This is a genomic window from Pseudomonas fluorescens (assembly GCF_902497625.1).
Lineage (GTDB): Bacteria > Pseudomonadota > Gammaproteobacteria > Pseudomonadales > Pseudomonadaceae > Aquipseudomonas > Aquipseudomonas fluorescens_BQ.
Window position 1 is genome coordinate 38187 of the sequence record NZ_CABVGX010000033.1, and the last position, 23186, is coordinate 61372.

General features: G+C 59.3%; 18 protein-coding genes and 3 pseudogenes. 11 read left to right on the forward strand and 10 right to left on the reverse strand.

Annotation, left to right across the window (positions count from 1 at the left end):
- Window positions 1–231: 231 nt before the first annotated feature.
- Complete coding sequence (locus F8N12_RS19250) at window positions 232–2589, reverse strand: tetratricopeptide repeat protein (RefSeq protein ID WP_150581899.1); 2358 nt, start codon at window positions 2587–2589, stop codon at window positions 232–234.
- Between the two features lie 284 nt (window positions 2590–2873).
- Between F8N12_RS19250 and F8N12_RS19255 the strand changes: the two are divergent.
- The 3 genes and pseudogenes from F8N12_RS19255 to F8N12_RS19265 all read left to right on the forward strand — a co-directional run.
- Window positions 2874–2963 (forward strand): annotated as a pseudogene (locus F8N12_RS19255) (proline racemase family protein); the annotation flags it as partial.
- A gap of 92 nt (window positions 2964–3055) precedes the next feature.
- Window positions 3056–3790: an AzlC family ABC transporter permease gene (locus F8N12_RS19260; protein WP_150581900.1), complete on the forward strand. Its 735-nt coding sequence runs from the start codon at window positions 3056–3058 to the stop codon at window positions 3788–3790.
- Window positions 3787–4110: an AzlD domain-containing protein gene (locus F8N12_RS19265; RefSeq protein WP_150581901.1), complete on the forward strand. Its 324-nt coding sequence runs from the start codon at window positions 3787–3789 to the stop codon at window positions 4108–4110. The genes F8N12_RS19260 and F8N12_RS19265 overlap by 4 nt, the downstream gene beginning before the upstream one ends.
- A gap of 97 nt (window positions 4111–4207) precedes the next feature.
- Here the strand turns inward: F8N12_RS19265 and nhaA are convergent, their stop codons facing one another.
- Both nhaA and F8N12_RS19275 read right to left on the reverse strand, forming a co-directional pair.
- Window positions 4208–5560, reverse strand: a complete 1353-nt coding sequence (gene nhaA, locus F8N12_RS19270) for a Na+/H+ antiporter NhaA (protein ID WP_150581920.1) — start codon at window positions 5558–5560, stop codon at window positions 4208–4210.
- 213 nt (window positions 5561–5773) lie between these two features.
- A pseudogene (locus F8N12_RS19275) lies at window positions 5774–5974 on the reverse strand (type VI secretion system protein TssA); the annotation flags it as partial.
- A 141-nt stretch (window positions 5975–6115) separates the two neighbouring features.
- Between F8N12_RS19275 and F8N12_RS19280 the strand changes: the two are divergent.
- From F8N12_RS19280 to F8N12_RS19290, 3 genes and pseudogenes are all read left to right on the forward strand, one after another.
- Window positions 6116–8187, forward strand: a pseudogene (locus F8N12_RS19280) (DUF6531 domain-containing protein); the annotation flags it as partial.
- Between the two features lie 267 nt (window positions 8188–8454).
- A complete protein-coding gene (locus tag F8N12_RS19285; protein ID WP_150581902.1) occupies window positions 8455–9954 on the forward strand; it encodes a Fic family protein in 1500 nt (499 codons plus the stop codon).
- A 27-nt stretch (window positions 9955–9981) separates the two neighbouring features.
- Entirely contained in the window at window positions 9982–10611 is a 630-nt protein-coding gene (locus F8N12_RS19290) for a dTMP kinase (RefSeq protein ID WP_150581921.1), read from the forward strand.
- A 62-nt stretch (window positions 10612–10673) separates the two neighbouring features.
- Here the strand turns inward: F8N12_RS19290 and F8N12_RS19295 are convergent, their stop codons facing one another.
- From F8N12_RS19295 to F8N12_RS19305, 3 genes are all read right to left on the reverse strand, one after another.
- Window positions 10674–11969, reverse strand: coding sequence for an OprD family porin (locus F8N12_RS19295; protein ID WP_150581903.1), 1296 nt, complete (start codon window positions 11967–11969; stop codon window positions 10674–10676).
- Between the two features lie 130 nt (window positions 11970–12099).
- Window positions 12100–12555 carry a type II 3-dehydroquinate dehydratase gene (locus F8N12_RS19300; RefSeq protein WP_150581904.1) on the reverse strand — a complete coding sequence of 152 codons (456 nt, stop codon included), beginning with the start codon at window positions 12553–12555 and terminating at the stop codon, window positions 12100–12102.
- A gap of 15 nt (window positions 12556–12570) precedes the next feature.
- Window positions 12571–13926 carry an MFS transporter gene (locus F8N12_RS19305; RefSeq protein ID WP_150581905.1) on the reverse strand — a complete coding sequence of 452 codons (1356 nt, stop codon included), beginning with the start codon at window positions 13924–13926 and terminating at the stop codon, window positions 12571–12573.
- A 165-nt stretch (window positions 13927–14091) separates the two neighbouring features.
- On the opposite strand from F8N12_RS19305, the gene F8N12_RS19310 reads away from it, so the two are divergent.
- Both F8N12_RS19310 and F8N12_RS19315 read left to right on the forward strand, forming a co-directional pair.
- Entirely contained in the window at window positions 14092–14976 is an 885-nt protein-coding gene (locus F8N12_RS19310; protein WP_150581906.1) for a LysR family transcriptional regulator, read from the forward strand.
- 289 nt (window positions 14977–15265) lie between these two features.
- Window positions 15266–16201 carry a LysR family transcriptional regulator gene (locus F8N12_RS19315; protein WP_150581907.1) on the forward strand — a complete coding sequence of 312 codons (936 nt, stop codon included), beginning with the start codon at window positions 15266–15268 and terminating at the stop codon, window positions 16199–16201.
- Here F8N12_RS19315 and F8N12_RS19320 read toward each other — a convergent pair.
- The 4 genes from F8N12_RS19320 to F8N12_RS19335 all read right to left on the reverse strand — a co-directional run bounded on the left by F8N12_RS19320 (window position 16186) and on the right by F8N12_RS19335 (window position 20357).
- Window positions 16186–16632: a GlcG/HbpS family heme-binding protein gene (locus F8N12_RS19320; protein WP_150581908.1), complete on the reverse strand. Its 447-nt coding sequence runs from the start codon at window positions 16630–16632 to the stop codon at window positions 16186–16188. The genes F8N12_RS19315 and F8N12_RS19320 overlap by 16 nt on opposite strands.
- Window positions 16633–16643: 11 nt before the next feature.
- Window positions 16644–17993 (reverse strand): metal-dependent hydrolase family protein, encoded by a 1350-nt coding sequence (locus F8N12_RS19325; protein ID WP_150581909.1) that lies wholly within the window; start codon window positions 17991–17993, stop codon window positions 16644–16646.
- A gap of 187 nt (window positions 17994–18180) precedes the next feature.
- On the reverse strand, window positions 18181–19338 hold the full coding sequence (locus tag F8N12_RS19330; RefSeq protein ID WP_150581910.1) for an alpha/beta hydrolase family protein: 1158 nt from the start codon (window positions 19336–19338) through the stop codon (window positions 18181–18183).
- A 56-nt stretch (window positions 19339–19394) separates the two neighbouring features.
- Window positions 19395–20357, reverse strand: a complete 963-nt coding sequence (locus F8N12_RS19335; protein WP_150581911.1) for a LysR family transcriptional regulator — start codon at window positions 20355–20357, stop codon at window positions 19395–19397.
- A 255-nt stretch (window positions 20358–20612) separates the two neighbouring features.
- Between F8N12_RS19335 and F8N12_RS19340 the strand changes: the two genes are divergently transcribed.
- The 3 genes from F8N12_RS19340 to F8N12_RS19350 all read left to right on the forward strand — a co-directional run bounded on the left by F8N12_RS19340 (window position 20613) and on the right by F8N12_RS19350 (window position 23179).
- Window positions 20613–21554 carry a VOC family protein gene (locus F8N12_RS19340; RefSeq protein WP_150581912.1) on the forward strand — a complete coding sequence of 314 codons (942 nt, stop codon included), beginning with the start codon at window positions 20613–20615 and terminating at the stop codon, window positions 21552–21554.
- 3 nt (window positions 21555–21557) lie between these two features.
- A complete protein-coding gene (locus F8N12_RS19345; RefSeq protein ID WP_150581913.1) occupies window positions 21558–21968 on the forward strand; it encodes a Rieske (2Fe-2S) protein in 411 nt (136 codons plus the stop codon).
- 86 nt (window positions 21969–22054) lie between these two features.
- On the forward strand, window positions 22055–23179 hold the full coding sequence (locus F8N12_RS19350) for an FAD-dependent oxidoreductase (protein ID WP_150581914.1): 1125 nt from the start codon (window positions 22055–22057) through the stop codon (window positions 23177–23179).
- The last annotated feature ends 7 nt before the right edge of the window (window positions 23180–23186 follow it).

Here is a 23186-nt window from a genome sequence, read left to right on the forward strand (position 1 = left end):
TCGGTTAAATGCAGGTCAATTATGAGCGTTTATAATCGGGCCACGCATTTGATCTCGATCATGGCGGTGGACACGCCAAGCGCGACCACCTCCACCAGCGTTTGAGCAACCTGCGGTTCTTCACCATAGGCTTCGGCGCGAATCGCAAACAGTTCGTCCGCACGTGACGGCCTTGGCAAGTTCGTTTTGCGAGCTGAATGCAATGGCCCAGGTCGTCCCCGTTCGTAATGCTTACTTCAGTGCTGGATCCTTGGGATTGATTTTTTTCCACGCTTGCATCACTGCCTGAGCTTTCGGCTCCTGCCCGCTGTCGAGGTAATACTGGATCAACGATAGACGCGCATTTCTGTTTGCGGGCTGTACTTTCAGCAGACGCTCCAGTTCCTCGCAGGCTTGATCCACTTTGCCGCTCCCATGCAGGGCCACCGCCAGCACATAACCGTATTGCGCGTTCTGCGGCTCCAGTTGCGCGGCTTTCTCCAAAGGCGTCATGGCGGCGGCCGCGTTACCGGCGCGAATCAGCGCCAATCCTTGGGCGTGCTGCAGCAACGCTGCGTCTGGATGTTGTTGCAGAGCGCTGGCCAGCAATTGCTGCGCTTGCGAGCTTCGCCCGCCAGCCTCCAGCCATTGCACCAGCGTGACCAGCGCCGGAAAAAAGTCCGGATCGCGTTTGAGCGCAGTGCGCAGCAGACCTTCAACTTCCGAACGGTGGCCACTGGCCTGATACAACATCGCCAGATTCAGGTTGGCCTCTGCGCGCTCCGCCACGCTTTTTTGCACGGCCTCGTATTCACCGATCGCCGCCTGCCAATTGGCTTGTGCCGCGCCGAGGCCATTGATGCCGACACTCAGCAGCTCCCACGCCGCCGCGATGCGCACGGCCTTGACCGGATCTGCCAGTAACGGCGTGAGCAACGGCGCGCGCTCCGGCGGTAGGAGAAACGCACTGATCGCGCGCACTGCGCTTTCGCGTACTTCGGGCGCGGTGTTGCGAAGCGCCTCGGTCGCCCGCGTGAGCGCCTGTTCGCTGGGGTATAGCGGCAGCTCAGCGAGCAACGTGGCGCGTCGAATCGCCGGCAGATCACTGTGTTGCAGCTGTTCATCAAGGGCTTGCGCTGCGCCCGGCTGGCCATTGCGGATCAACCACAGGCTCTCATCGTAACGGGGAGACTGAGGCGCGCTGGAGGCGTTCCATGTTTTGAACTGGGCCGTGATTTTATCACCCGCCTTGCCTTGGTGGCAGGTGAGGCACGCGTCCGGTGTGCCGAGTTTTTGCGCCCGCTCCGGGTTCGGGATGCTGAAGCTGTGGTCGTGGCGAAAGTCGTTGCCCATGTAAAACCTGCCGGGCATGTGGCAATCCACGCATTGCGACCCGGGTGTACCGGCAGCGTGACGGGTGTGTTCGATGGAGTCGTAGTTCTTCGCTTGCAGGCCCTGGCCGTCTACGCCTGCGACCCGGGTCTGGCCGGCGCTGTTGTGGCATTGCAGGCACACGCCGTTGCCGGGGGCTTTCAGTTCATTGCTGTGCGGGTTGTGGCAATTGCTGCAACGCACACCTTTGTCAAACATTTTGCTCTGGGCAAACGAGCCGTGCTCGAAAACTTCGTCCTTGATTTTGCCATCCAGTGCATAGAGTTCACGCGTCAGCGTGCTGGGCAGGTAATCATCCATGAGCCGCTTGCCGACGGTGAAACCGTCACCCAATGGCGCCCGGCGCGCGTGGCAGCGAGCGCAGGTTTCGATCTCGACGGTGGAGTCCTTGTCCTTAAGGTCCACGGCAAAGCCGGCATGGATCAAATCGGTTTTTTTCGCCGACCATTCGAGGTGATTCGAGGCCGCGCCATGGCAGGCCTGGCAGCCTACGCCCAGGCTGTTCCAGCGACTGGCGAAGGTCCCGGAGTTGGCGTCGAAATTGCGCTTGAACCCGGTGGTGTGACATTCCACGCACATGAAGTTGGCGTTCTGGCTCGGCTTGCTCCAGTGCAGTGGGTTCTTGAAATTCACGCCCTGACCGGCATACAGGTGAAACCAGCGATGTTTTTCCGTATCCCACGCCACGCCCAAGGCTTGCAAGCGACCTTCGCCGACTTCGATCAGGTATTGCTGCAACGGCGCGATGCCAAAGGTGTAGGCCACTTTGAAGTCATTATTCTTGCCATCGAGACCGGGCGTGTTGACCCAGAATTCATCGCCTTTGCGGGAGAAGCGCACGGTCTCTTTTTCGGCTTTGACCGTGACATTGTTGAAGTCCCCCAGCAGGGTCTGGGCCGTAGCCGGCTGCATCGCCAACTGGTGATGAGAACCCTGCCAGTATTTGACCTGCTCACTGTGGCAACGTTGGCATTGCTGTTCGTCGACCATCGTGGCGGGTGTGACCGCCGGTTGTGGCGTGCTGACCGGTGCCGCGACGATAGCGGCAGGTGGAGCTGCAGGCTTGGGCGTCTCCGGGGCCCGACTCAACAAAAACCAGCCGATGGCAGCGACTGCCGCCAGCAAAACACCGATGGCAACCGGGTACAGATATCCACCACTTGCTCCGGTAGATGCAAGGGGTCTGGCAGCGACTGCCTTGTTTTCGCGTTTGGGCATTGCGACTTCCATAGTCCTGGTGCGGGGCGAGCAAAAGGCTGTCGATGAGCCTATACCGACTTCCTGCAAGGCGTCACGCACCGTTTCTTGCTGAAACGCCGAGTGATTTTACCGGCGTCAGCAGGCAATCGCACCGAGCGTGTTCGCCGTGTACGGCTGACCGCCGCTTTTTCCGGTATCAGCAGTCAGGGGCCGCAGCAGCATCGGCTGAGTACAGGTTTGTGTAGGCTGCAGGCATGGTGTCGGGAGCAGGTCCCGTAGGGGCAAGCTTGCTCGAATTGCGGAGTATCGGTGGCTGGGCGCAGATCACCGGCCACAACACGATTTTCGTGGACGACAGAGATCCGTTGCGGCATGGTTTTCAACTTGCCTGATACGGGGTGAACGACTGACTTCAGCCGTCCCGGCCAGACCCTGGGTCAGGGCAGGATGATCACTTGCGCGCGGCTGATGTCACGGGAGCAACATGACTTACCGAACAGGAACAGAAGCTTTCTTACATGGGGTCCGCACGCTCATTCCGTTAACGCCCGGCGTCATTCCCTTCGGCCTGGTCACCGGCGTTCTGGCGATCGAACTGGGCATGTCGCCGGGTATGAGCATCGGCATGACGCTGTTGTTCTACTCGGGTTCGGCGCAGCTGGTGGCCCTGCAGCTTCTGCACAATGGTGCCCTGCCAGCCGCGATTATCGCCACTGCCCTGATCATCAATTCGCGCTTCATCATGTACAGCGCTTCGCTGGCTCCCTACCTGCACCATTTACCTCGTCGCTGGACCTGGCCCGTGTCCTACATGCTGTCCGACCAGTCCTACGCACTGTGCAGCCTGAAATTCCTGTCCGGAGAACCGGGCCGATTTGCGCCGCATTTTTTTGCCGGTACGGCGATTGCGATGTGGCTGACCTGGCAGCTTTCGGTGATTGTTGGTGTGTTTCTGGGCGCCAGCATCCCGCCGACGTGGTCGCTGAGCTTTGCCGTGCCGCTGTCGTTCCTGGCGCTGCTGGTTCCAAATATTCGCAGCGCGCCGACCTTGGGCGCCGCTGCGGTGGGCGGCCTGATTGCGGTGATGGCGGTTAATCTGCCCTACAACCTGGGTTTGGTTACCGCTTCAATCGGCGGAGTTCTTGCCGGCCTGGTGATTGAAAGCATTCGCGAAAAAAACGGCGAGCAGCACCTGGATAATCAGGAAGACCGTCCATGAGTGATCTGGCGTTGTGGGGCGTGTTCCTGGCGGTCGGCGTCGGGACTTTCATCATGCGTCTTTCGTTCATCGAGCTTCACGGGCGCTGGCGAATTCCCCTGCTGCTGAGTAGGGCATTGGTGTATGTGCCGGCGAGTGTGCTGGCAGCGCTGGTGTTACCTGCGGTGGTGTATCCGCCGGGCCAGGGTCAATTTGCCGTCGATAATCCTCAGATACCCGCAGCCATCCTGGCTGCGTGGGTCGCCTGGAAAACCCGAAGCACAGTGCTGACACTCGTTGCAGGAATGGCAGCGCTGTGGGGTATCAAACTCATGCTTTGATGAAGGCCAACCCAGATGTCAAGCCACACTTTTGGTGGCAGGGCGTGCCCCTGCAATAGGTGCACGCCGACTCAGGCGTATTCGCTTTTTGCTCTGGCTATCGGTGCTTGGGTGTACGCCGTAGCACACCCCAGACAACCCCCACTATTGCTGCAGCACTTGAAGCGCACAGCACGCTGAGCTTTGCCGCCGCCAGCAGGGCGGCATCGTTGAAAGCCAGCGACGCAATGAAGATCGACATGGTAAAGCCGATACCGGCGAGCAGGCCAACGAGGACGATGCCAGACCAGGTCACGCCGGTGGGCAGCTCACAGCATTTCATTTTGACGAGCAGGCACGAGGCCAAAATCACCCCTACAGGCTTGCCGACTACCAGTGCCAGCGCCACCGCGATGAAGACATGCTGGGACAGTGCGTTGCCAAGATCGGCGCCGGCGAAGCTCACTCCCGCGTTGGCCAACGCGAACAGCGGCATGATGCAGAATGCCACCCATGGATGAAGTGCCATTTGAATACGCTGTACCGGAGACAGCATCTCGCGCTGAGCTTGAAGGAGTTCTTTCAGTGGCTTGGCGACCGATTGATCGGGAGCATCCCTGGAGGAGAATCTGTCCAGCAGATCGTGGAAACTTCTCTGGATCATATCCAATGGTCGTTCCTTCATAGGCATTGAACGCACCGGACTCATCAACCCGAGAATCACGCCCGCCAGGGTCGGATGCACACCCGTTTTCAGCAATCCATACCAGATGATCGCACCCGGCAAGATGTAAAGAGCCATCCTGCTCAGGCCCATTCGCTGGAACATCAGCAGCATCAGGATACCGACTGAGGCGATGGCGATTCCTGTGTAGTCCAGGCTGGCGGTGTAGAACACCGCGATGATCAGAATGGCCACGATGTCATCGATGATCGCCAGCGCCAGCAACAATACCCTCACGCCTCCGGGGATCGACTTGCCCAGCAAGGCCAGCACGCCCACAGCAAACGCGATATCTGTTGCAGTCGGCACGGCCCAGCCATTGCTGGCTGCCGTCCCATGGTTGATCGCGATGTAGATCAGGGCCGGAACCACCACGCCACCGAGTGCCGCCCCCAGCGGGAGCAAAGCCATCTTGAAGCTGGCCAGAGCGCCATCATGGATTTCCTGACGAATCTCCGCACCGACGACCAGAAAGAAGATGGTCATGAGGCCGTCATTGACCAGGAAATGAAGGGAACGCGAGACGCTGACGTCACCGTAACCAAGGGTGATCTGCGTGTGCCACAGGTGTTCGTAGCTCTCGGCAAAGGAACTGTTTGCCCAGACTAGCGCTGTTATGGCTGCAATCAGCAGCACGATCCCGCTGACAGCTTCGATGTGTGAAAACCGTTCAAGCGCTGCAAGCGCCTTCTCTGTGAGCACTTGAGGACGGGGGATGAGGGCAGGCGAAGGCTTATTTTCGGGCACTGGTTTTCTCCGCTGGCGGCCCGACCAACGCTTGAGATTAACCTGCACTGCGCCTCATGCAGCAGTGCACCCGCCCCGATGGTATGTATGTAACGGGCTGCCTGCAAATCTTTTGACACAAATTTGCCGATCGATTAAGCACTGATCTGCTGCGCAGTACCGGTGCGCGGGGGTTGAGCGTAGTGCTGGACGGTTGATCACGCCGCGTGGAGATCAGGGTTTGCCTTCCTTGGTTCCCAGCACATCGCGGATGCTGTCCACCACATTGCTGTCTTTGATCACGTCGTTCAGCCATCCTTCGAGCGGCATGTTGCCCCATTTGATCGCGCGTTCGATCAGATAAGGGACGGGGCTTTGGGGTTCGGTCTGCTTGAAGAACTGGGCGATGCCCGCCAGCAGGGTGAACGCTTCGTCGCTGCGGGAATGCCTGAAAATTATAGTGATTATGAAAATCCCCTGCTTAAAAAATGTATTATGCGCTAAAAGTTAGCATCGTATATTGTGGCTAATCCTTGAGCATTAAAGGTTTTCTGATGTCCAAGGTTTGGCGATGAAATCGCCCACACCAGTGCTCTGGGCGGGTTCCTGATCGGGGCCGCGCTCGAGATTGCGCTGATCGCTACGGTTGCTATCGCGACGTTCACCTGTGGGTTTGGTGTGGCTCTGTTAGCGGGTCTGGCCGCAGGCGTCGGAGGTAGCCTGTTGACTCCTGCAGGGGAGGCGATAGGCAGTATGTTTTCCTCGCCCTCCGGGACCATCGTCCTCGCCTCGGCGAATGTTTTCATCAATAGTCGCAAAGCCGCCCATGTCGAAAAGAGCATTGGCGCCTGCGACAAACATCCCGGTCCGGTGCAAGTCGCCGAAGGCTCGACTAACGTCTTCATCAACAGCACGGCGGCGGCTCGCAAGGGTGACAAGATCACTTGCGGCGCCACAATTTCCAGTGGCTCTGACAACGTATTCATTGGGGGTGGCACCCACCGTTACCTGCCGGTAGACGACGAGATTCCGGGCTGGCTGCGCACCACGGTCGATATCCTGATGGCGGTCGCCGGTGCAGCGGGCGGTATTGCCCAATTGATCAAGGCCGGGACCCAGGCCGGCATGAAAGCGGTCATGCCCTGCGTGCTGAAATTCACTGCCGGTTTCGTCGCCGGTGAAGTTGCCAGTCGTTATGTTGTCGGGCCGGCCATAGAGCGCGCAGTAGGTGGTCTGGTCGGCAACCCGGTCGACGCTACCACTGGCCGCAAGGTCATTCCTGACGAAACCGACTTCAGCCTCCCGGGCCTGATGCCCATCGAATGGTCACGCTTTTACGCCAGCGACCTGACCGTCGACAGTGTGCTCGGCAAGGGTTGGGTGCTGCCCTGGGAACAGAGCCTGCGGCGCAGCGGCCGATTTGTTTACCTGACTGACAATCAGGGACGCACCGTGCCTTTTGTAGACGTGCAGCCCGGCGAGCGGGTCTACAACCCTCACGAACAGGTCTATCTGGTGTGCACCTAGGGTGGCCATTACCTGCTGCAAACCCTCGATAACATCTTCTTCTACTTCGGCGAAGTACCGGACGACAACGTCCCCGTACCGCTGCAACGCATCGAAAACGCTCTCGGCCATTTCCTGCATTTCACCCATACGGTCGAAGGCACGCTCATCGACATCAGCGCCACCGGCGGCGTGCGGGTGCATCTGCATTACGACAATCCGCTGGGTCGCCTGACCGCCGTTAAACGCGTGGTCAACAATGAGGCCGTCGAAACCCTGGTGCACTATCGTTATGACGACAATGGCCAACTCATCGAGGTGATCAATCGCAACAGCGATTCGGTCCGGCGCTTTAGCTACACCGACGGCGTCATGGCCAGCCACAGCAACGCCCTGGGTCTCACATGCAACTACCGCTGGGAAACCATTGGCGACCAGCCCCGCGTGGTGGAACACTGGACCAGCGATGGCGAGCACTTCCATTTTCGCTACGACATAGCTGCCCGCACCACGTGGATCACCGATGTACTCGGGCGCGAAGCTGAACTTCATTACAACAGCGATAACCGCGTCACCTCGAGCCGCGACTTCGGTGGCGAACACTACGTTATAGAGATTGACGACACCGGCGACATGACCGGCCTCACATTGCCCGATGGCAATACCGTCAAGCTCAAGTACGACGAGTACGCTCGACTGGTCGAAGAAACCGATCCGCTCGGTCGCAAGATCAAATACCAGCACCACCACCTGACCACCCTGGTCACGCAGGTTGATTACCCAGACGGCAGCACCTGGAAAGCCCGCTACGACGCCAAAGGCAACCTCGTCGCCGTCACCGATGCCCTGAACCAGACCACCACCCTGGAACGCAAACCCGACGGCGAAGTGCTGCGCATCCAGCACCCGGACGGCAGCGCTGAGTCCTTCACCTACAACGCCCTCGGCCAGGTCCTGACGCACACCGACGGCAAAGGCCAGACCACACGCTTGCTACGTACCGCCCGAGGTCTGCCAAGCAGCCGCCAGGACGCCAAGGGCCAGCGCATCCGCTACGAATACAACCAGGCCATCCGCCTGACTGCGTTGGTAAAGAAAACAACGCGACCTACCCGTTTGCCTACGACGCCTCCGACCGCCTTTAAGAAAAACGCATCCCGTGTTGCCTGGATGGCACCAGGCACCGCGCTGAGATTGGCCGTCGCCATGGCAATACTTTGGGGGTTCAGGCTGGTAGGGTCGTAAGGTATGAATCGCGGTTCGAGACCTGTCCCCCAACCTCAAGTGAATTCGGCAAGAATCCATCCTAGCCAGTCAAGAAAAAATCAGGATAATCGTAGGGAATCAAGATTTTCCTGGCGCGCTGAAGAAAATCGCGCGGCAACAGCACAACATTAAGGATTTGCGCCATGAAATCAGCTGGCTATGCCTGGCTGCTGGAATCGCTGCGGCTTTCAGCGTTGCCTTTGTCCCGCCCGGCGAGGGTTCAGCCGGTTACCCGCATCAAGCGGATCGGACAAACCCTGGCGGTGCCATCCAATATTGTGCCCGCTGCCGAGGATCTGCTGGGTCATCTGCTATTCGCGCTCAAGCATGAAGGTATCAACCTCGCCATTCTGGCCCAGGCGCTACCCCGCATACCGGCAGGGAACCTGGAAGCAGAGCTGGAACGCGCCCCCAACGGTATCTACATCCGCAAAGCCTGTTATCTGCGTGAGGCCTTCACAGGTGAAGCACTGCGCCAGCACTCGCCAGTGCGCGGTGCGTTTGTTCCTCTGTTCGACCCGAAACTGTACGTGACCATGGCCGGCGAGCGTAATTCTCGCTGGCGGGTGGAGTTCAATGGCATAGGCACGATCGCCTATTGCGCCACCGTTGAACGCACCCCCGAAATTGTTGCGCTGATTGAGCACGATATTCTGGGCCGTGCGCAGGACTTCATGCAAAACCTCCCATCGGGAATGATGGACCGCGCGATCCAGTGGGCGTACCTGCATGAAACCCAGGATTCATTTGCGATTGAGAGAGAGTCACCGACGGAGGACAAGGCGCGCAAGTTCATCAAATTGCTTCGTCAGGCGCACGAACGCATTCCCTTGAGTGAGGAGTATCTAGTCCACCTTCAGAATGCGACCATTTCCAACCCTTTTGACATGGCCGCAGGGTTTCGTCATGAGCAGAACCATTTAGCCAGCGGCCTGCAAGGCGCGGCGGGCGTCACCTATGTCCCGCCCGAGCCAGCGCTGTGCCGTGAGCTGATGGAGCAGCTCATGGCGCTGGGCAATGACGCCCCGGAGCGTATCGATCCTTTGATCGCGGCAGGCGTCATCTCGTTCGGCTTTGTCTTCCTCCATCCCTTCATGGACGGTAACGGGCGTCTTTCGCGTTTTCTGATCCACCAGACCTTGTGCCGTGCCGGCGCACTGGAAAACGGCTTGCTGCTGCCTGTCTCTGTCGCGATGAAACGCGAGGAGCGCCTGTACCTGGAAACGCTGCAGCAGTTCTCCCGCCCGGCGCGAGAGTGTTGGGATGTGCGCTGGATCGATCAGGGGCAATACGCTTTTGACTTTATTGGCGATCCGGCCATTTATCGCTATTGGGATGCCACGCCCGGAGTCCGTTTCACCCTGGAAATGGCCCAGCGGGCACTTGAAGTCGAACTCCGTGAGGAGACGGTTTTTCTGGAGAACTACGACAAGGTGGTCGGCGCAGTCAATGAAGTGTATGACGTGCGCGGTAGCGACCTGGCAAATCTGGTCATGATGTGCCTGAGCAACAACGGCGTGGTGTCCAATAATCGCCGCAAGCAGTACCAATACTCAGTTCAGGCTGAAGTACTGGATTACATTGAGCAGCTCACACAGTCTCTGATCAGGGAGCAGGAACACAGTGAGGACGGCCATGCGTAAGTGCAATCAGCTATCACCGTGGAAACCATGAATCGTCCTCTCTTCGTTTCTCTGGATGGGCCCAAGGGCACCGGCAAAACCACGCTGCTGGAGGCCGTTACGAAAGTATTGAGGGCCGCTGACAAAATGGTGATCCGACTCTCCGAGCAAAAAAGTGATCCTTTCCGGGGGGACACAATGGCGCTGGTTAACCGGTTCGTCAGAAACCCCACGCGAGATCTGCAGTGGGCTGTGTGTGAGCGCTTCGCTTGCAGTCGTGCGTGGATTTCCAAGCATGTGCTGACTAAACAGCCACCGGACAGCATCATCCTGATCGATCGCTGGTACCCCTCTGACGCAGCGTTTCGCCGTTTAATCCCGTTTTCAGAGATTCTTCAATTAAACGTCGATCGACACGTGCAAGTGCCGGACCTGCACGTCGGGGTTGTCACCGCCCCTGAGATTTCCTGGGCGAGGGCAGCGGCACGCCCGCGTGGGCTGAGCAGTACCGTGATCCACACGCTGGAAGACCAGGCCGTCTGCACCGAGGCGTTCGAGCGCGCGGTTGCAGATCACGGCTGGCTGTTATGCCGTAATGAAGCAACGATCGAAGACGCAACGCTGCAGGTGGTGTCCGAGATCAATAAAGCAGCCTTGCGCTTGACCTTCAACACATAAACAACATGAATGAAAGATGGGCGACAGTCTTGAGGCTACTCTGCGGGTTCAACTGGACAGCCTCAGAGCAGCGACATCGGATAGCTGACGAACAGTCGGTTCTCATCAAACTCATTGCTGCTGAAGTTTTTACGGATACTGGAGTTGCGCCATTTGACGCTGAGATTTTTCAAGGCGCCCGACTGAATCACGTAGGCCAGTTCTGATTCCCGGCCCCATTCCTTGCCATCGGTGAACGCACCTGAGTGCACATTGTCGCCGCTGATGTAGCGGTTCATCAGGGTCAATCCGGGTACACCGACGGCTGCAAAATTGAAGTCGTGCCGAACTTGCCAGGAGCGCTCTTGAGCATTATCGAAACTTGAGTTGTAGCTGTCGTTCGCCAGCGTCCCGCCACTGGCACCGTTGACTCGCATCCAGGCGCTGTCGCCCGTCAGTTTATGCAAACCCAGGTAAAACGTGTTGCCGCCCAATTTTGCCGAAAACAGGCCGAATGCGGTTTTGTTGTCCATGTCGCCGGCAATGGCGGCACCGTCTTCCTTGCCAATGAACAAACCGACATTGGCACCCAGTGTCCAGTCGCCCAGCGCCTGGCTGTGCGTCAGGTTGATGTACTGCTGCTGATAGATATCCTTGAGTTCGTCGTACCAGACGCCTACGGTGGTGCGCTTGTCGTTGAAGGTGTATTCACCACCGCCGAAGTTGAACCGGTCGGAAGTGAAGGCGGCTTTGCCGTTCATGGACAGGTCTTCCATGCTGGCATCATTGCGCGGGCTGTTCTGCCTGATTTGTCCGCCATAAAGCGTCAATCCGTTGATCTCCTGGGAGGTGATCTGCGCGCCACGAAATGTCTGCGGCAACGAGCGACCATCATCAGAACGCAGAATTGGCAGTGTGCTGACCCACTCGCCAAACTTGACCACCGTCTTCGAGACCTTGGCTTTTGCCGCAACGCCAAGCCGTCCGAAATCATCAGCAGGGCGTCCGTCATCATGAACAGGTAAAAGCTGGGTGCCGCCCGTGCCTTTGCCACCGTCGAGCTTGAGTGAATAAAGGCCCAGGACATCGACACCGAACCCCACGACTCCTTGGGTGAAGCCGGAGCGGGCATCGAGGATAAAGTTTTGCGTCCACTCTTCAGCCTTGCCCTGTGGCGCGGCACTGCTGGGGTATGCCGGGTTGACGAAGTTGCGGTTGATGTAAGCGTTGCGCAGATTCAACGTGGCGCTGGCACCCTCGACAAAACCGCTGTTTTCCTCGGCCTGGACATTGGCGGACTGTGCCGCGCCGAGTGCCAACGCCAGGCTGACCAGTGAGCGGCGGACGGGCACTGTGCAGTGAAAAAAAATGAGATCCATGATGGTTTACTCGCAGTGTTTTATTGTTTTTGTGAGTGCACTTGTGAGGCCTGCAGCTGAATGTCAGGCGCAGGCAGCCCGGGCAGGATTTGCCACGGGGACTGCCGTATCAGTAAAAGGCCGGTGCGTATCAGTCGGCGGGCCGTTGGCGGCTCAGGAGAGCAGCAATGGCCCTCACCGCCAGAGGATAACCGTCGGCACCCATGCCGCAGATCACCGATTGAACGACGCCGGACATGATCGAGTGGCGATGAAGTTCATCCCGGGCATGGATGTTCGACAGGTGCAATTCGATCAGCGGCGCATCGATCAGCTTCAACGCATCCAGCACCGGAATCGAGTGAAAGGAAAAACCCGCCGGGTTGATGATCAGTGCGGCGCCTTGTTCGAAGGCTTCCTGGATCCAGTCGACCATGACGCCTTCGTGATTGGTCTGTCGGAAATCACAGACCAGGCCGAGCTCCCCGGCCAGCGACACACAGCTCTGGCGGATCTGCTCGAGCGTGGTGTGGCCATAGATGTGCGGTTCACGACGGCCCAACAGGTTCAGGTTGGGGCCGTTGAGGATGAAGACAGTGCGGTTCATGGTGTTCCTGCTGCTTTATTTGGAGTAGAGGGCGGTGGAGGTGCTGTCTGCGGGCGCTTGGTCGGCGACGGCGTTGAGGTCAACGCCACGGGTTTCCGGGCCAATGACGATCATGGCCAGCGAAATCAGGTTGATCACCGCGCACAGTGTTACCAGCGGCCACGGTGAATTGCCGGACTGGCTCATCAGCCAGACAGCAATCATCGGCATAGGGCCGCCGACCAGCAGGTTGGCGCCGGTGTAGGCCAGGGCCGAACCGGAATAACGCACCTGGGTCGGAAACGCCTCGGCGAAAGCCACTGGCTGGATGCCGCTCTGGAACTGGGTGAACCCCAGGAACAGCCCCATGATGGCCATGATCGCGGTGACGTTTTGCGTATTGAGGATCGGAAAGTAGACCATCAGTATCAGCAACGTCATGCAGGAACCAAGGATCAAGGCTTTTTTGCGACCCCAACGGTCCGACAAATAGCCGCCGGCCAGCGCACCGAAAATCGCACAGACGTTGGCCACCATCAGGGACATGAAGCCCATCGACTGGCTCATGCCCAGATTTTTGGTCAGGTAGCTCAGGGAGAAGATCACGATCAGGTAGAACAGTGCGGCCGGCGAGCAAAAGAACAGCATCAGCCGCAGGATGGTTTTGTAGTGGCCGCCGAGCGCCGATTTCAGCGGGCTTTGTTCCTGCTTGACCGGCGCATTTTTCAGCGCGACGAAGGCCGGTGTTTCATCGACTTTCAGGCGGATGAAAATAGCCACTATCACCAGGATGAAGCTCAGGACGAAGGGAATGCGCCAGCCGAAGCTTTCGAATTGATCGCTCGTCAATGTCGCAGCGAGCCCCATCAGCACGGCGTTGGCCAATATTTGACTCAGCGGTGAACACAAACCCAGCAGGCCGGAATAGCGCCCGCGGCGATCGGGCGATGCATGTTCCAGCGCCATGAGTTGTGCACCGGTGGACTCACCGCCCAGCGCAAACCCCTGAATGATCCTCAGCACTACCAGGAGGATTGGCGCCCAGACGCCGATCTGGCTGTAAGTGGGCAGGAGGCCCATCAGCACCGAAGCCAGGCCCATCATGGTCACCGTGGCAAGCATCAGATTGCGCCGCCCGAGTTTGTCACCGAGGTAGCCGCAAGTGATCGCACCCAATGGCCGTGCAGCCAGGCCGACACCGAATGTCGCCAACGAAGCAAGGAGACCGGCCGTAGGCTCCATGGCTGGAAAAAACAGCTTGGGCAGTATGGTCGCGGATATGGCGCCGTACAGGGTGAAGTCGAACCATTCCAGGGCAGTGCCGATGGTTGCGGCAGTCACCGCTTTGCGAGGCATGCGCAGATCATGAGTCTCGTTGCTTGTCGTGCTCATAGAGGTGCTCGTCATTGTTTTTATGGTTATGGGTACTCAGGCGGTCCCGCTCGGGTCGAAACATTGGCCGGACGCGTTGAAGTGAGTAGACGTTAGCGCATCCTGCTTGCAGAATAATTATCGAAATCTGCACAAATGCATAAGACAACCTTATGAGTAGGCATCATGGAATTGCGTCACCTGAAAGCGTTCGTCGTCGCGGCCGACCTGCAACATTTCAGCAAGGCCGCCGAGCAACTGGGGATTGCGCAGCCGGCATTGAGTCAGTTGATGCGCACCCTGGAATCCGAACTCGGCCTGGCACTGTTCAGGCGGGAGAACCGGGGCGTGGCATTGACCGCTGCCGGCAGGGCGTTTCTGCCCCATGCACGGCAATCCATTGATTCCAGCGAACTGGCCAGTGCAGCGGCACGACGCGCCAGACGGGGGGAGGTCGGCGAGATCAACATCGGGTACCACTCGGCCTTGTTCGAGGCCAATTTGCCGCAACTGCTGCGGCATTACTTCAGCACCTTCCCCGAGGTCAATGTCTCGCTGGTGGATGCGGGGATTCGTGCGCAGTTCGACATGCTGCTCGATCACACGCTTGATCTGGCGTTCGCCAGGGTGTTCAAGGATCACCTTCCAGACCGATTGCGCACGCACCCTTTCAGTCACTCCAACCTCGTTCTGCTGATGCCGGACAACCATGACCTGGCTGAGGGTTTTACCGGGGAACTGGCGATGCTGCGGCATGAGAAGTTCGTGTTCCTTCAAGACACTGCCGGCATCGGGTTGACCTCGCATACGCTGCAGGCCTGTCGACAAAATCAACTGCATCCGGAAAACATCATGTATGTGCCGTCGCTGATGAGCATCCCGGGGCTGGTGGCGGCGGGTATCGGCGTGAGTATCGTGCCTGAAACAATGACCCGGTTGACCATGCCGGGCATACGGATTGTGCCTTTGGCGCATCCGGAAATGGTCAGCGAGCTATCGCTGATTTCGCGAATTGACGAGCGATCCAGTGCCGTGCTGCACTTCATCGACGAGGCGCATGGCTGGGAGTGAGCTCGCGACATGAAGCGGGGCCGAGCGCGCAGATACGTTGATAGCCTGCTACCCGCACTTGCAGACTCATTGAAGACTGTGAGGAATGAAAATCGACTGTGACAGTTTGTTCAGTATGGATATGCCGCCGTGATCGGGCCGTGGTGGGCATGACCCGTCCGTCAGCCTGATATCGTGATTGACGATACCTCGCAACGGCGCACGCGATTGGCGCGACGGTGGCGTACCCGATAGGGTTGGCAGGTCATTTGATCCAAACACGCAGCCATCAACCCTCAGCGGAAGCAGCATGCGGTATCGACGTCTGGACCTTAATCTGTTGGTCGCACTGGATGCGCTGCTGAGCGAATGCAGCGTCAGCAGGGCGGCTGATCGCCTGTGCCTGGGCCAGTCGGCGGCAAGCTCAGCCCTTGGCCGTTTGCGGGTACATTTCAACGACCCGTTGCTGGTTCAGGTGGGGCGGCGTCTGGAGCCGACGGCACTGGGCCTGGAGTTGCTGCCAAAAGTGCGAGCGGCTCTGGCATTGACCCGGGAAGTGGTTGACGCACCGCTGAGCTTTGATCCGGCCAGCTGCGATCGGCAGATCACCCTGGTGGCCTCCGATTACGTAGCCGGAGTGCTGTTTCCGGCGCTGAGCCGTGCGTTGGCGCGTGTCGCACCGGGTATACGCTTGAGCCTGCGGGACATGCCTGTCACGCGCGATGGGGATGTCGTCAGCGAGGCGCTCGACCATCGGCGCAGTGATTGTGTGATTGTGCCTCAGCGCCGCTTGAATCCGGCCTATCCGCACGTGCCGCTGATGAGCGATCGCCTGTGTTGCATCGTCTGTGCGCAGCAAACGCAGTTCGCCGAGGGTTTGAGTCTCGCCGATTACTGCGCCGCCGAGCACGTGGTCAGGGAATTTGCTGACGGGCAAAATCTGGCCATGGATGCTGCGCACCTGCACGAGTCAGGCGTGGTGCGGCGGGTGGCGGTCGCCGTTGAAAGCTTTGTGCTGATGCCGGAGTTCATTGTCGAAACGGCGCGCATCGCCACCGTGTTTCATCGACAGGCCCAGCGCTTCGCTCAGCGTTATCCGTTGCGTATCCATCCGGCCCCGCTGCCTTTTCCCGAGGCCGTTCAGGTGCTGCAGTGGCATCCCTATCAAGAGCAGGACCCGGCCATGCGGTGGTTTCGCGGACTGCTGCTGGAGCAGGCCAGGTTGCTCGATCAGCCCGGGGGCTGATCGCCGCAGTCGGCCATCAATCCTGCCTGTTCGATAGCCTGCATGGCGCAGCGTTCGTCATTGTCCGAGGTGTCGCCGCTGATGCCGATGGCACCCAGAATCAGTCCCTCGGCACTGCGGATCAGCACGCCACCCGCCACTGGAATCACCTCGCCGGCGGTCAAGCTGTTGATCGCATCGAAAAACGCCGGCATGGCCTGCGCACGACGCGCCAGCTCACGCCCGCCGAAACCCATGCCCAGACAACCGCGCGCCTTGCCGGTGGCGATCTGTGGTCGAAGGAAGGTTGCCCGTTCATCACGCAGGACTGCCAGTGGATGGCCGGCGGCATCCAGCACGGCGACGCCGAGCGGTTTGATTCCGCTTTCCCGGGCGAAGCGGATGGCGGCGCTGGCGATGTTCGTGGCAGTCAGCAGGTCGAGTATTGGCATGGCATCTGTCCTCATACAGCCCACTTGCCCAGCTGGGCAACACGGTCGCGGGTGTAAAGATCAGTCCATTTCAACGTGTTGAAATCGGACACCTGCTTGGGATTGTAGGGGCTGCGATCCATGCGCACCGGCTGGCCGGCCTTGTACACGGCCTTCAGACGCGAGCGATCCTGCAGGATGCGGATGTCATCCAGCGGTGAACCGTCGAGCAAGAGAAAGTCCGCCAGCTTGCCCACTTCCAGTGAGCCAAGCGTTTCACCTCGCGGCATGCAGCGCGCGCCTACAGCGGTCGCGGCATACAAGGCCTCGGCCGGCGCGAAGCCCAGACGGGTGACCAGCAGTTCCAGTTCCCGGGCGTGCCACTCGCCATAGGGCGTCACTGCAAAACCGCTGTCGCTGCCACAGGCGAAAGGCACTCCGGCGGCCTTGGCGCGTTTGAGCACCGCGGACCCGACCTCAAGGGTGCGCGCGCAATAACCGGCATAGCCGGTGCTGATCGCAGGGTCATGGGGCTGGCAAAAATCCACGGTGTTCTGCGGGAAGGTCATGGTCGGGGCGAGAATACTGCCCGCCTCAAGTAACGCCTCAATGCAGGCGTCGTCCATGTAAAAGGCATGGAAAACCAGATCAACGCCTGCGCGGGCCGCGTACATCACCGCTTCGCGACCGTAGGCATGCGTCGCCACCTTGCAGCCCAGGCGGTGTGCTTCCTCGACCATCTCCAGGGTTTCGTCGGCGGTGAAGGCGGCAATGATTTCACCATTCGGACGACGATGAGTGCCGTCCATGGCGATCTTGATCAGGTCGACACCGTCCTTGGCCTGTTTGCGGATTTCCGCGAGGGCGTCGCCGCGGCTGGTGACCAACTGGGCGGTGAAGTATTCCGGGGCGCCGACCCGGCTGGGGAACCAGTCGTTCAAACTCTGTCGATTGGTGATGACACGGCTGCTGGCCGCGATGCGCGGGCCTTCGAACAAACCCGCGGCGACGGCGTTACGCACGGCGATGCTGAGCTGGCCGCTGTCACCGGGGCACACCATGCTGGTAACTCCGGCGGCCAGCACGTGCTGGGCGAAGAACATCCCGCGCAAGGCGCGAAACTCATCGCTGGTCCACAGATCAATGTCTTCTTCGCTTTGCGCGTTGCCGAAAGCCAGATGCGTGTGCACATCCACCAGCCCCGGCATGACGAAATTGTCACCGGCATCCAGTTGTGTGTCGCCCGGCCGGGGGACGGGCGCCAGCGCGGTAGGTCCAACGTAGCTGAGCAGGCCGTTTTCGACGATCAATGTCTGTTGCTGGCAGGTTTCAAGTCCGGTGCCGTCGAACAGGGTCTGGCATTTCAGGTGCAGGGCAGTCATGGCGTCTTCGCTTTTGTGTTTGTCAGGCAAAGCGAGGCTAGAGACCAGGCGAGGGCGCCACCAGCAGATTGCATCGATGCCGGTCTATCGATGGCATCAATAGGTGCGCCCGGCCGAATTTTTTAATGCAAAACGCCGGACAATCGAAGGATTGTCCAGCGTTTTCTTGTGCGTGTTTTCCAGTGGATCAGTCGGTGTGGCCACCCAGCGTTTCGGCGACCCAGTCAGCGATGTACTGACCGGCGTTGATGCTGTTGTCGAAGCTGGAATGCTGCACGCCACCTTCGCGTTCAGTGAATACTTTCAGTTCCCTTTTCGGGCTATTGACCAGTTGTTCGTAAGTACGATGCGCCCACTTCAACGGGATCTGCGAATCCTTTTCGCCATGGGTGACCAGGAACGGCACCCTGATCCGCTCCAGCACGCCGTCCAGATGCACGTTTTCGGCGATGGCCATGAAGTCATCGATGTCTTTGGCACCCCACACCCAGCAGACGTGCGACCAGTAATGCGGTACCGGGAAGCTGCCTTCTTTTTCCAGGCGACGCTTTTGCACATCGCGCCAGTCGTGGTTCGCACCCCAGACGACGCCGCAGGCAAAGCGCGGCTCGAATGCAACCGCGCGCGGACAGTAATAACCGCCGAGGGAAACGCCTTCCAGGCCGATACGTTTGGCGTCCACATCGCTGCGGGTTTCCAGCCAGTCGACCACGCGACTGGCCCAATGCTCGCTGTCATAACGTGCAATCAGGTTATGCAGGCGCAACGCTTCACCCGTTCCTGGCTGGTCGATGATCAAAGACGACACGCCACGTTTGGCTAGCCATGCAGGCAGGCCCACGCGATATTTCATTTCCTTGGTCGAGTCCAGACCATTGACCTGCACCAGAATCGGCGCCGGCCCCTCTATGCCCTCGGCGCGTACCAGCAACCCGGAAATGTGTTTGCCCTCGTAAGGGATTTCCACCCGTTCGCAATTCTCCTGCGACAGTTCTATACCGCGTGTGAAAGTCGACAGAAAACGTTGGTACAGCTCTGTGCGACCTGGCGAGCCGTGGGCCTGCAAGCGTTCACACGTCAGATAATAAGTGGCGGCGCGGTTGTATTTTTCGCCGGCGGACAACAACCGACCTTTGCCTTCGTCTTCCTCGGCAAGACCGCAAAGTTTGTCGGCCATCTTTGCCCAGGTATCACGAAAGGCTTTGCTGCCGGCGGCGTCGGGCTGTTTGGCAGCCTCTTGCAAAGGCGCGCACATCTCTTCGATCTCACCCATGCGGGCGCCCATCTCAATGGCCAGGTCGACAGACAGATTCCACACGTAGTTGGTCGGGAAGTAGCGGAACATTATTGTTGTCCTTGTGGTTACCTTGATGATTGCAAGGCACGTTAAGGACGGCCCGACTATTTGGCCAATCGTGACTCGGGATGGGAGGTATCGCGAGCGGCGATAGGAGCCGGTTCCAGGTGCGTGATGAATTCGCTGATGCGCTCGCGCAGCCAGCGGTGCATCGGATCACCTTCGACGCTGCGGTGCCAAAGCATCACTTCGCGCATGACCGGGATCTTCACCGGCGGTTGCAGGATGCGCAGCGGCAAATGTTTGGCGTAGAGGCGTGCCAGACGCTGGTGCATGGTGGCGATGCGCTGGGTGCCGACGATCAGCTGCGGCAGTGTGTTGAAGTCATTGGTGATGACCTCCAGGCGGCGATTGAAACCGTATTGGCCCATGAACCATTCTTCGATGCTCATATGGCGACTGCGCCCGAAGCCCACCGAGACATGGCCCATTTCCATGTACTGCTCAAGCGTCAGGCTGTCGCCCACTTGCGTGTTGCCTTGCCAAACCACGCAAACATGATCTTCCTCGAACAGTAAAAGCGAAGGGTGACCTTCGAGGGTGTAGCGCTCCGGCACAATCATCAGGTCGACTTCGCCACGCACCAGCAACTCACCGGAATTGTCGCTGGGGCCGAGCATCTCGAAGGTGATGTGCGGCGCTTCTTCATGAATCTTCTGAATCACCTGGGCGAACAGTACGCTGATCAGATAGTCGGACGTCACCAGCCGAAAGTGGCGTTTGCTGGAGGAAGGGTCGAATACCGGTTTTGAGGTAATTGATGACTGAATCGTCAGCAACACTTCGCGCACCGGTTTCGCCAGCTCCAATGCGTAGTTGGTGGGCTGCATCTTGCGCCCGACCTGCACCAGCAATTCGTCTTCGAAATAGGTGCGCAGCCGGCCCAGTACCCCGCTGGTAGCCGATTGCGTCATGTGCAGACGTTCGGCTGCGCGGGTGATGTTCTGCTCTTCGAGCAAGATATCGAGCGCGACCAGCAGGTTCAGATCCAGGTGGTTGAAACGCATCGGGCACGTCCATTGTTGTATTTATTTTCGCGATACATTCGGACGATTACAGTGCCGCGTCAATCCCCATCGCAGGTATCGCGTCCGGCGATAGGTCGCATCCCGACACGCGATTAGTCAACTGCCCGCGCTGGCCTCAACCTTCTGCGCAGTCGACCTCTGGCCGACACCACCACCGGGTTCCATGCCTGGCTGATGCGCTACTACAGCGCTCGGTTGCAGCTCCCGGATCATAATTTCAACGGAGTGGTAGCCATGAACATCATTGGCCTTGACGCCCTTATCTTTGGCGTCGATGACATCCAGGCCTGTACGGCTTGCCTGCGTGATTACGGGCTCGCGCCCCATGGGCTGAGTCCTGACGGCGGCCGTTTCGAAGCCCTCGACGGCACGGCGGTGATCATCCGCCGCGCCGACGATCCTGGTCTGCCGGCCGCCATCGGCCCGGCACCGTCGATTCGGGAAACCGTTTACGGCGTTGCCGCCAGCGCCGATCTGGATGCGATCGAAGACGAACTCGCCCGGGATCGACAAGTTACGCGTGACGCCGACGGCGTGCTGCACAGTGTCGACGACATGGGTTTTGCGATTGCCTTCCAAGTCAGCGTGCGCAGGGCCTACAGCGCTCCGGCTGACCTGACCAACGCCGCCGGCCACGCGCCACAGCGGCCGCTCAATCAGCCCGGTATCACCCTCGACATGAGCGCGAGCCCGCGGACGCTGTCGCACGTGGTGTATTTCGTTCCGGATGCGGCCAAGGCCGAAGCTTTTTACGCCGAACGCCTGGGCTTCAAAACCACCGACACCTTCATCGGCGCCGGGCCGTTCATGCGTCCGGCCGGTTCGGATGATCACCACTGCCTGTTCATGATCCAGACCCCGCCGCACATGAAGGGCTGCGAGCACTTCACCTTCCACATGGGCAGCGGCACCGAAGTGCTGTTGGCCGGCACGCGTTTCGAGCAACAAGGCTGGACCAGCTTCTGGGGCCCGGGACGTCATCTGTTTGGTTCCAACTGGTTCTGGTACTTCAACAGCCCGCTGGGTTGCCATATCGAGTACGACGCGGACATGGACAAGCACGATGACGCCTGGGAGGCACGTCGCGCACCGCTGTCGGCGGATAACTCGCAGTTGTTCCTGTTCAACTCCAAGGAAAAATGGGCCCCCGGCGGTCCGCCGCCCAAGCAAGGTTGAGCCATGAGCGACGGCGAGGTGCGGCTGTGTCGAGTGGAGGAACTGACAGATGGGCAGGCACGCGGATTCGATCCGTTGCAGCGCGGCAAGGACAGTGTCTTTGCCCTGCGGTTTGAAGGCCGGGTGCGGGTTTACCGCAACAGTTGCCCACATCTGGACGTGCGGATGGAGTACCGCAAAGACCGGTTTCTATCGGCCGACGGGCAGTTGATCGTCTGCTATGCCCACGGCGCGCAGTTCAGCCCAGACACCGGAGAATGCGTCTACGGCCCGTGTCTGGGGGAGAAACTCGAAGCGCTGCCCTGGTGTGTGGAAGAAGGCTGGCTGGTGTTGAAAATGCCAGGCCAGGACACCTCGCGAACGCAGATCGAGGTATCGCGTACGGCGATACATCGCATCCTTACTCGCGATTAGTCAATCCCTGATTTGCCGGGAAGCTGGACCCAACGACGCAGTGCCCGACGCTGCATCGAATCACAAGAATAAGAAGAGAGAATGCCATGAGTGCAGTGAACAACGTTCTGATTGTGGGCGGTGGGATTGGCGGTTTGTGTGCGGCCATCGCCCTGCGCCGCAAAGGTATTCAAGTGGATTTGATCGAACTCAAATCCGAGTGGACGGTATACGGCGTCGGGATCATCCAGCAGAGCAACGTGGTGCGCGAGATGGCGAGGCTGGGTGTGCTCGACGGTTATCTCGGCGCAGCTTTTGCGTTCGAAGATGTCGCCATTTACGGACCGGCCGGACAGTTACTGGCGCGGATTCCAGGCCAGCGCCTGGCAGGCCCGGAATACCCGGCCAACGTCGGTATCTCGCGCCTGGCGCTGCATAAAGTACTCAGCGAAACCGCCCTTGAACTGGGCGCCAAGGTGCGTCTGGGGCTGAGCGTTGAGTCGCTGCAAGACGACGGCGACAGCGTCGACGTGCAATTTACCGACGGCAGTGTGGGCAATTACGACCTGGTGATCGGTGCCGACGGCTTGTACTCCAAGGTGCGCGACCTGTTGTTTGGCAGCACTTACGCACCGCGCTTCACCGGGCAGGCCGTGTGGCGCTACAACTTCGCGCGCAATCCGCAGATTGATCACCTCGCCAACTACCAGAGCGCCGCCGGCAATGCCGGGCTGGTGCCATTGGCCGGCGACTTGATGTACATGTTCCTCACTTCCCACGAGCCGTCCAATCCGTGGATGGATCCCGCCACCCTGGCTGAGCAGATGCGTCAGCGCCTGGAGGGTTTTACAGGTTTGATCGGGGAACTCCGCGAGCAGATCACCGACAGCAGCCAGGTCGTTTACAAGCCCATGGAAGTGGTGTTCGTCAATGAGCCGTGGTATCGCGGCCGGGTGTTGTTGATCGGCGATGCCGCCCATGCCACCACGCCGCACCTCGGCCAGGGCGCCGGCATGGCGATTGAAGATGCCATCGTACTCAGTGAGGAACTGACCGGGGACGCAGGCGTCGAGCAACAACTCCAGCGCTTCATGAACCGTCGATTCGAACGCTGCAAATACATCAGCGAAAGCTCGGTGTTGGCCGGCGACAAAGAGATGCAGCACGACCGCGACTTCGATCGTATCGGGCTGGTCAAGCAGATGCTCGCGCGGACGGCCGAGCCGATCTGACCGTGCA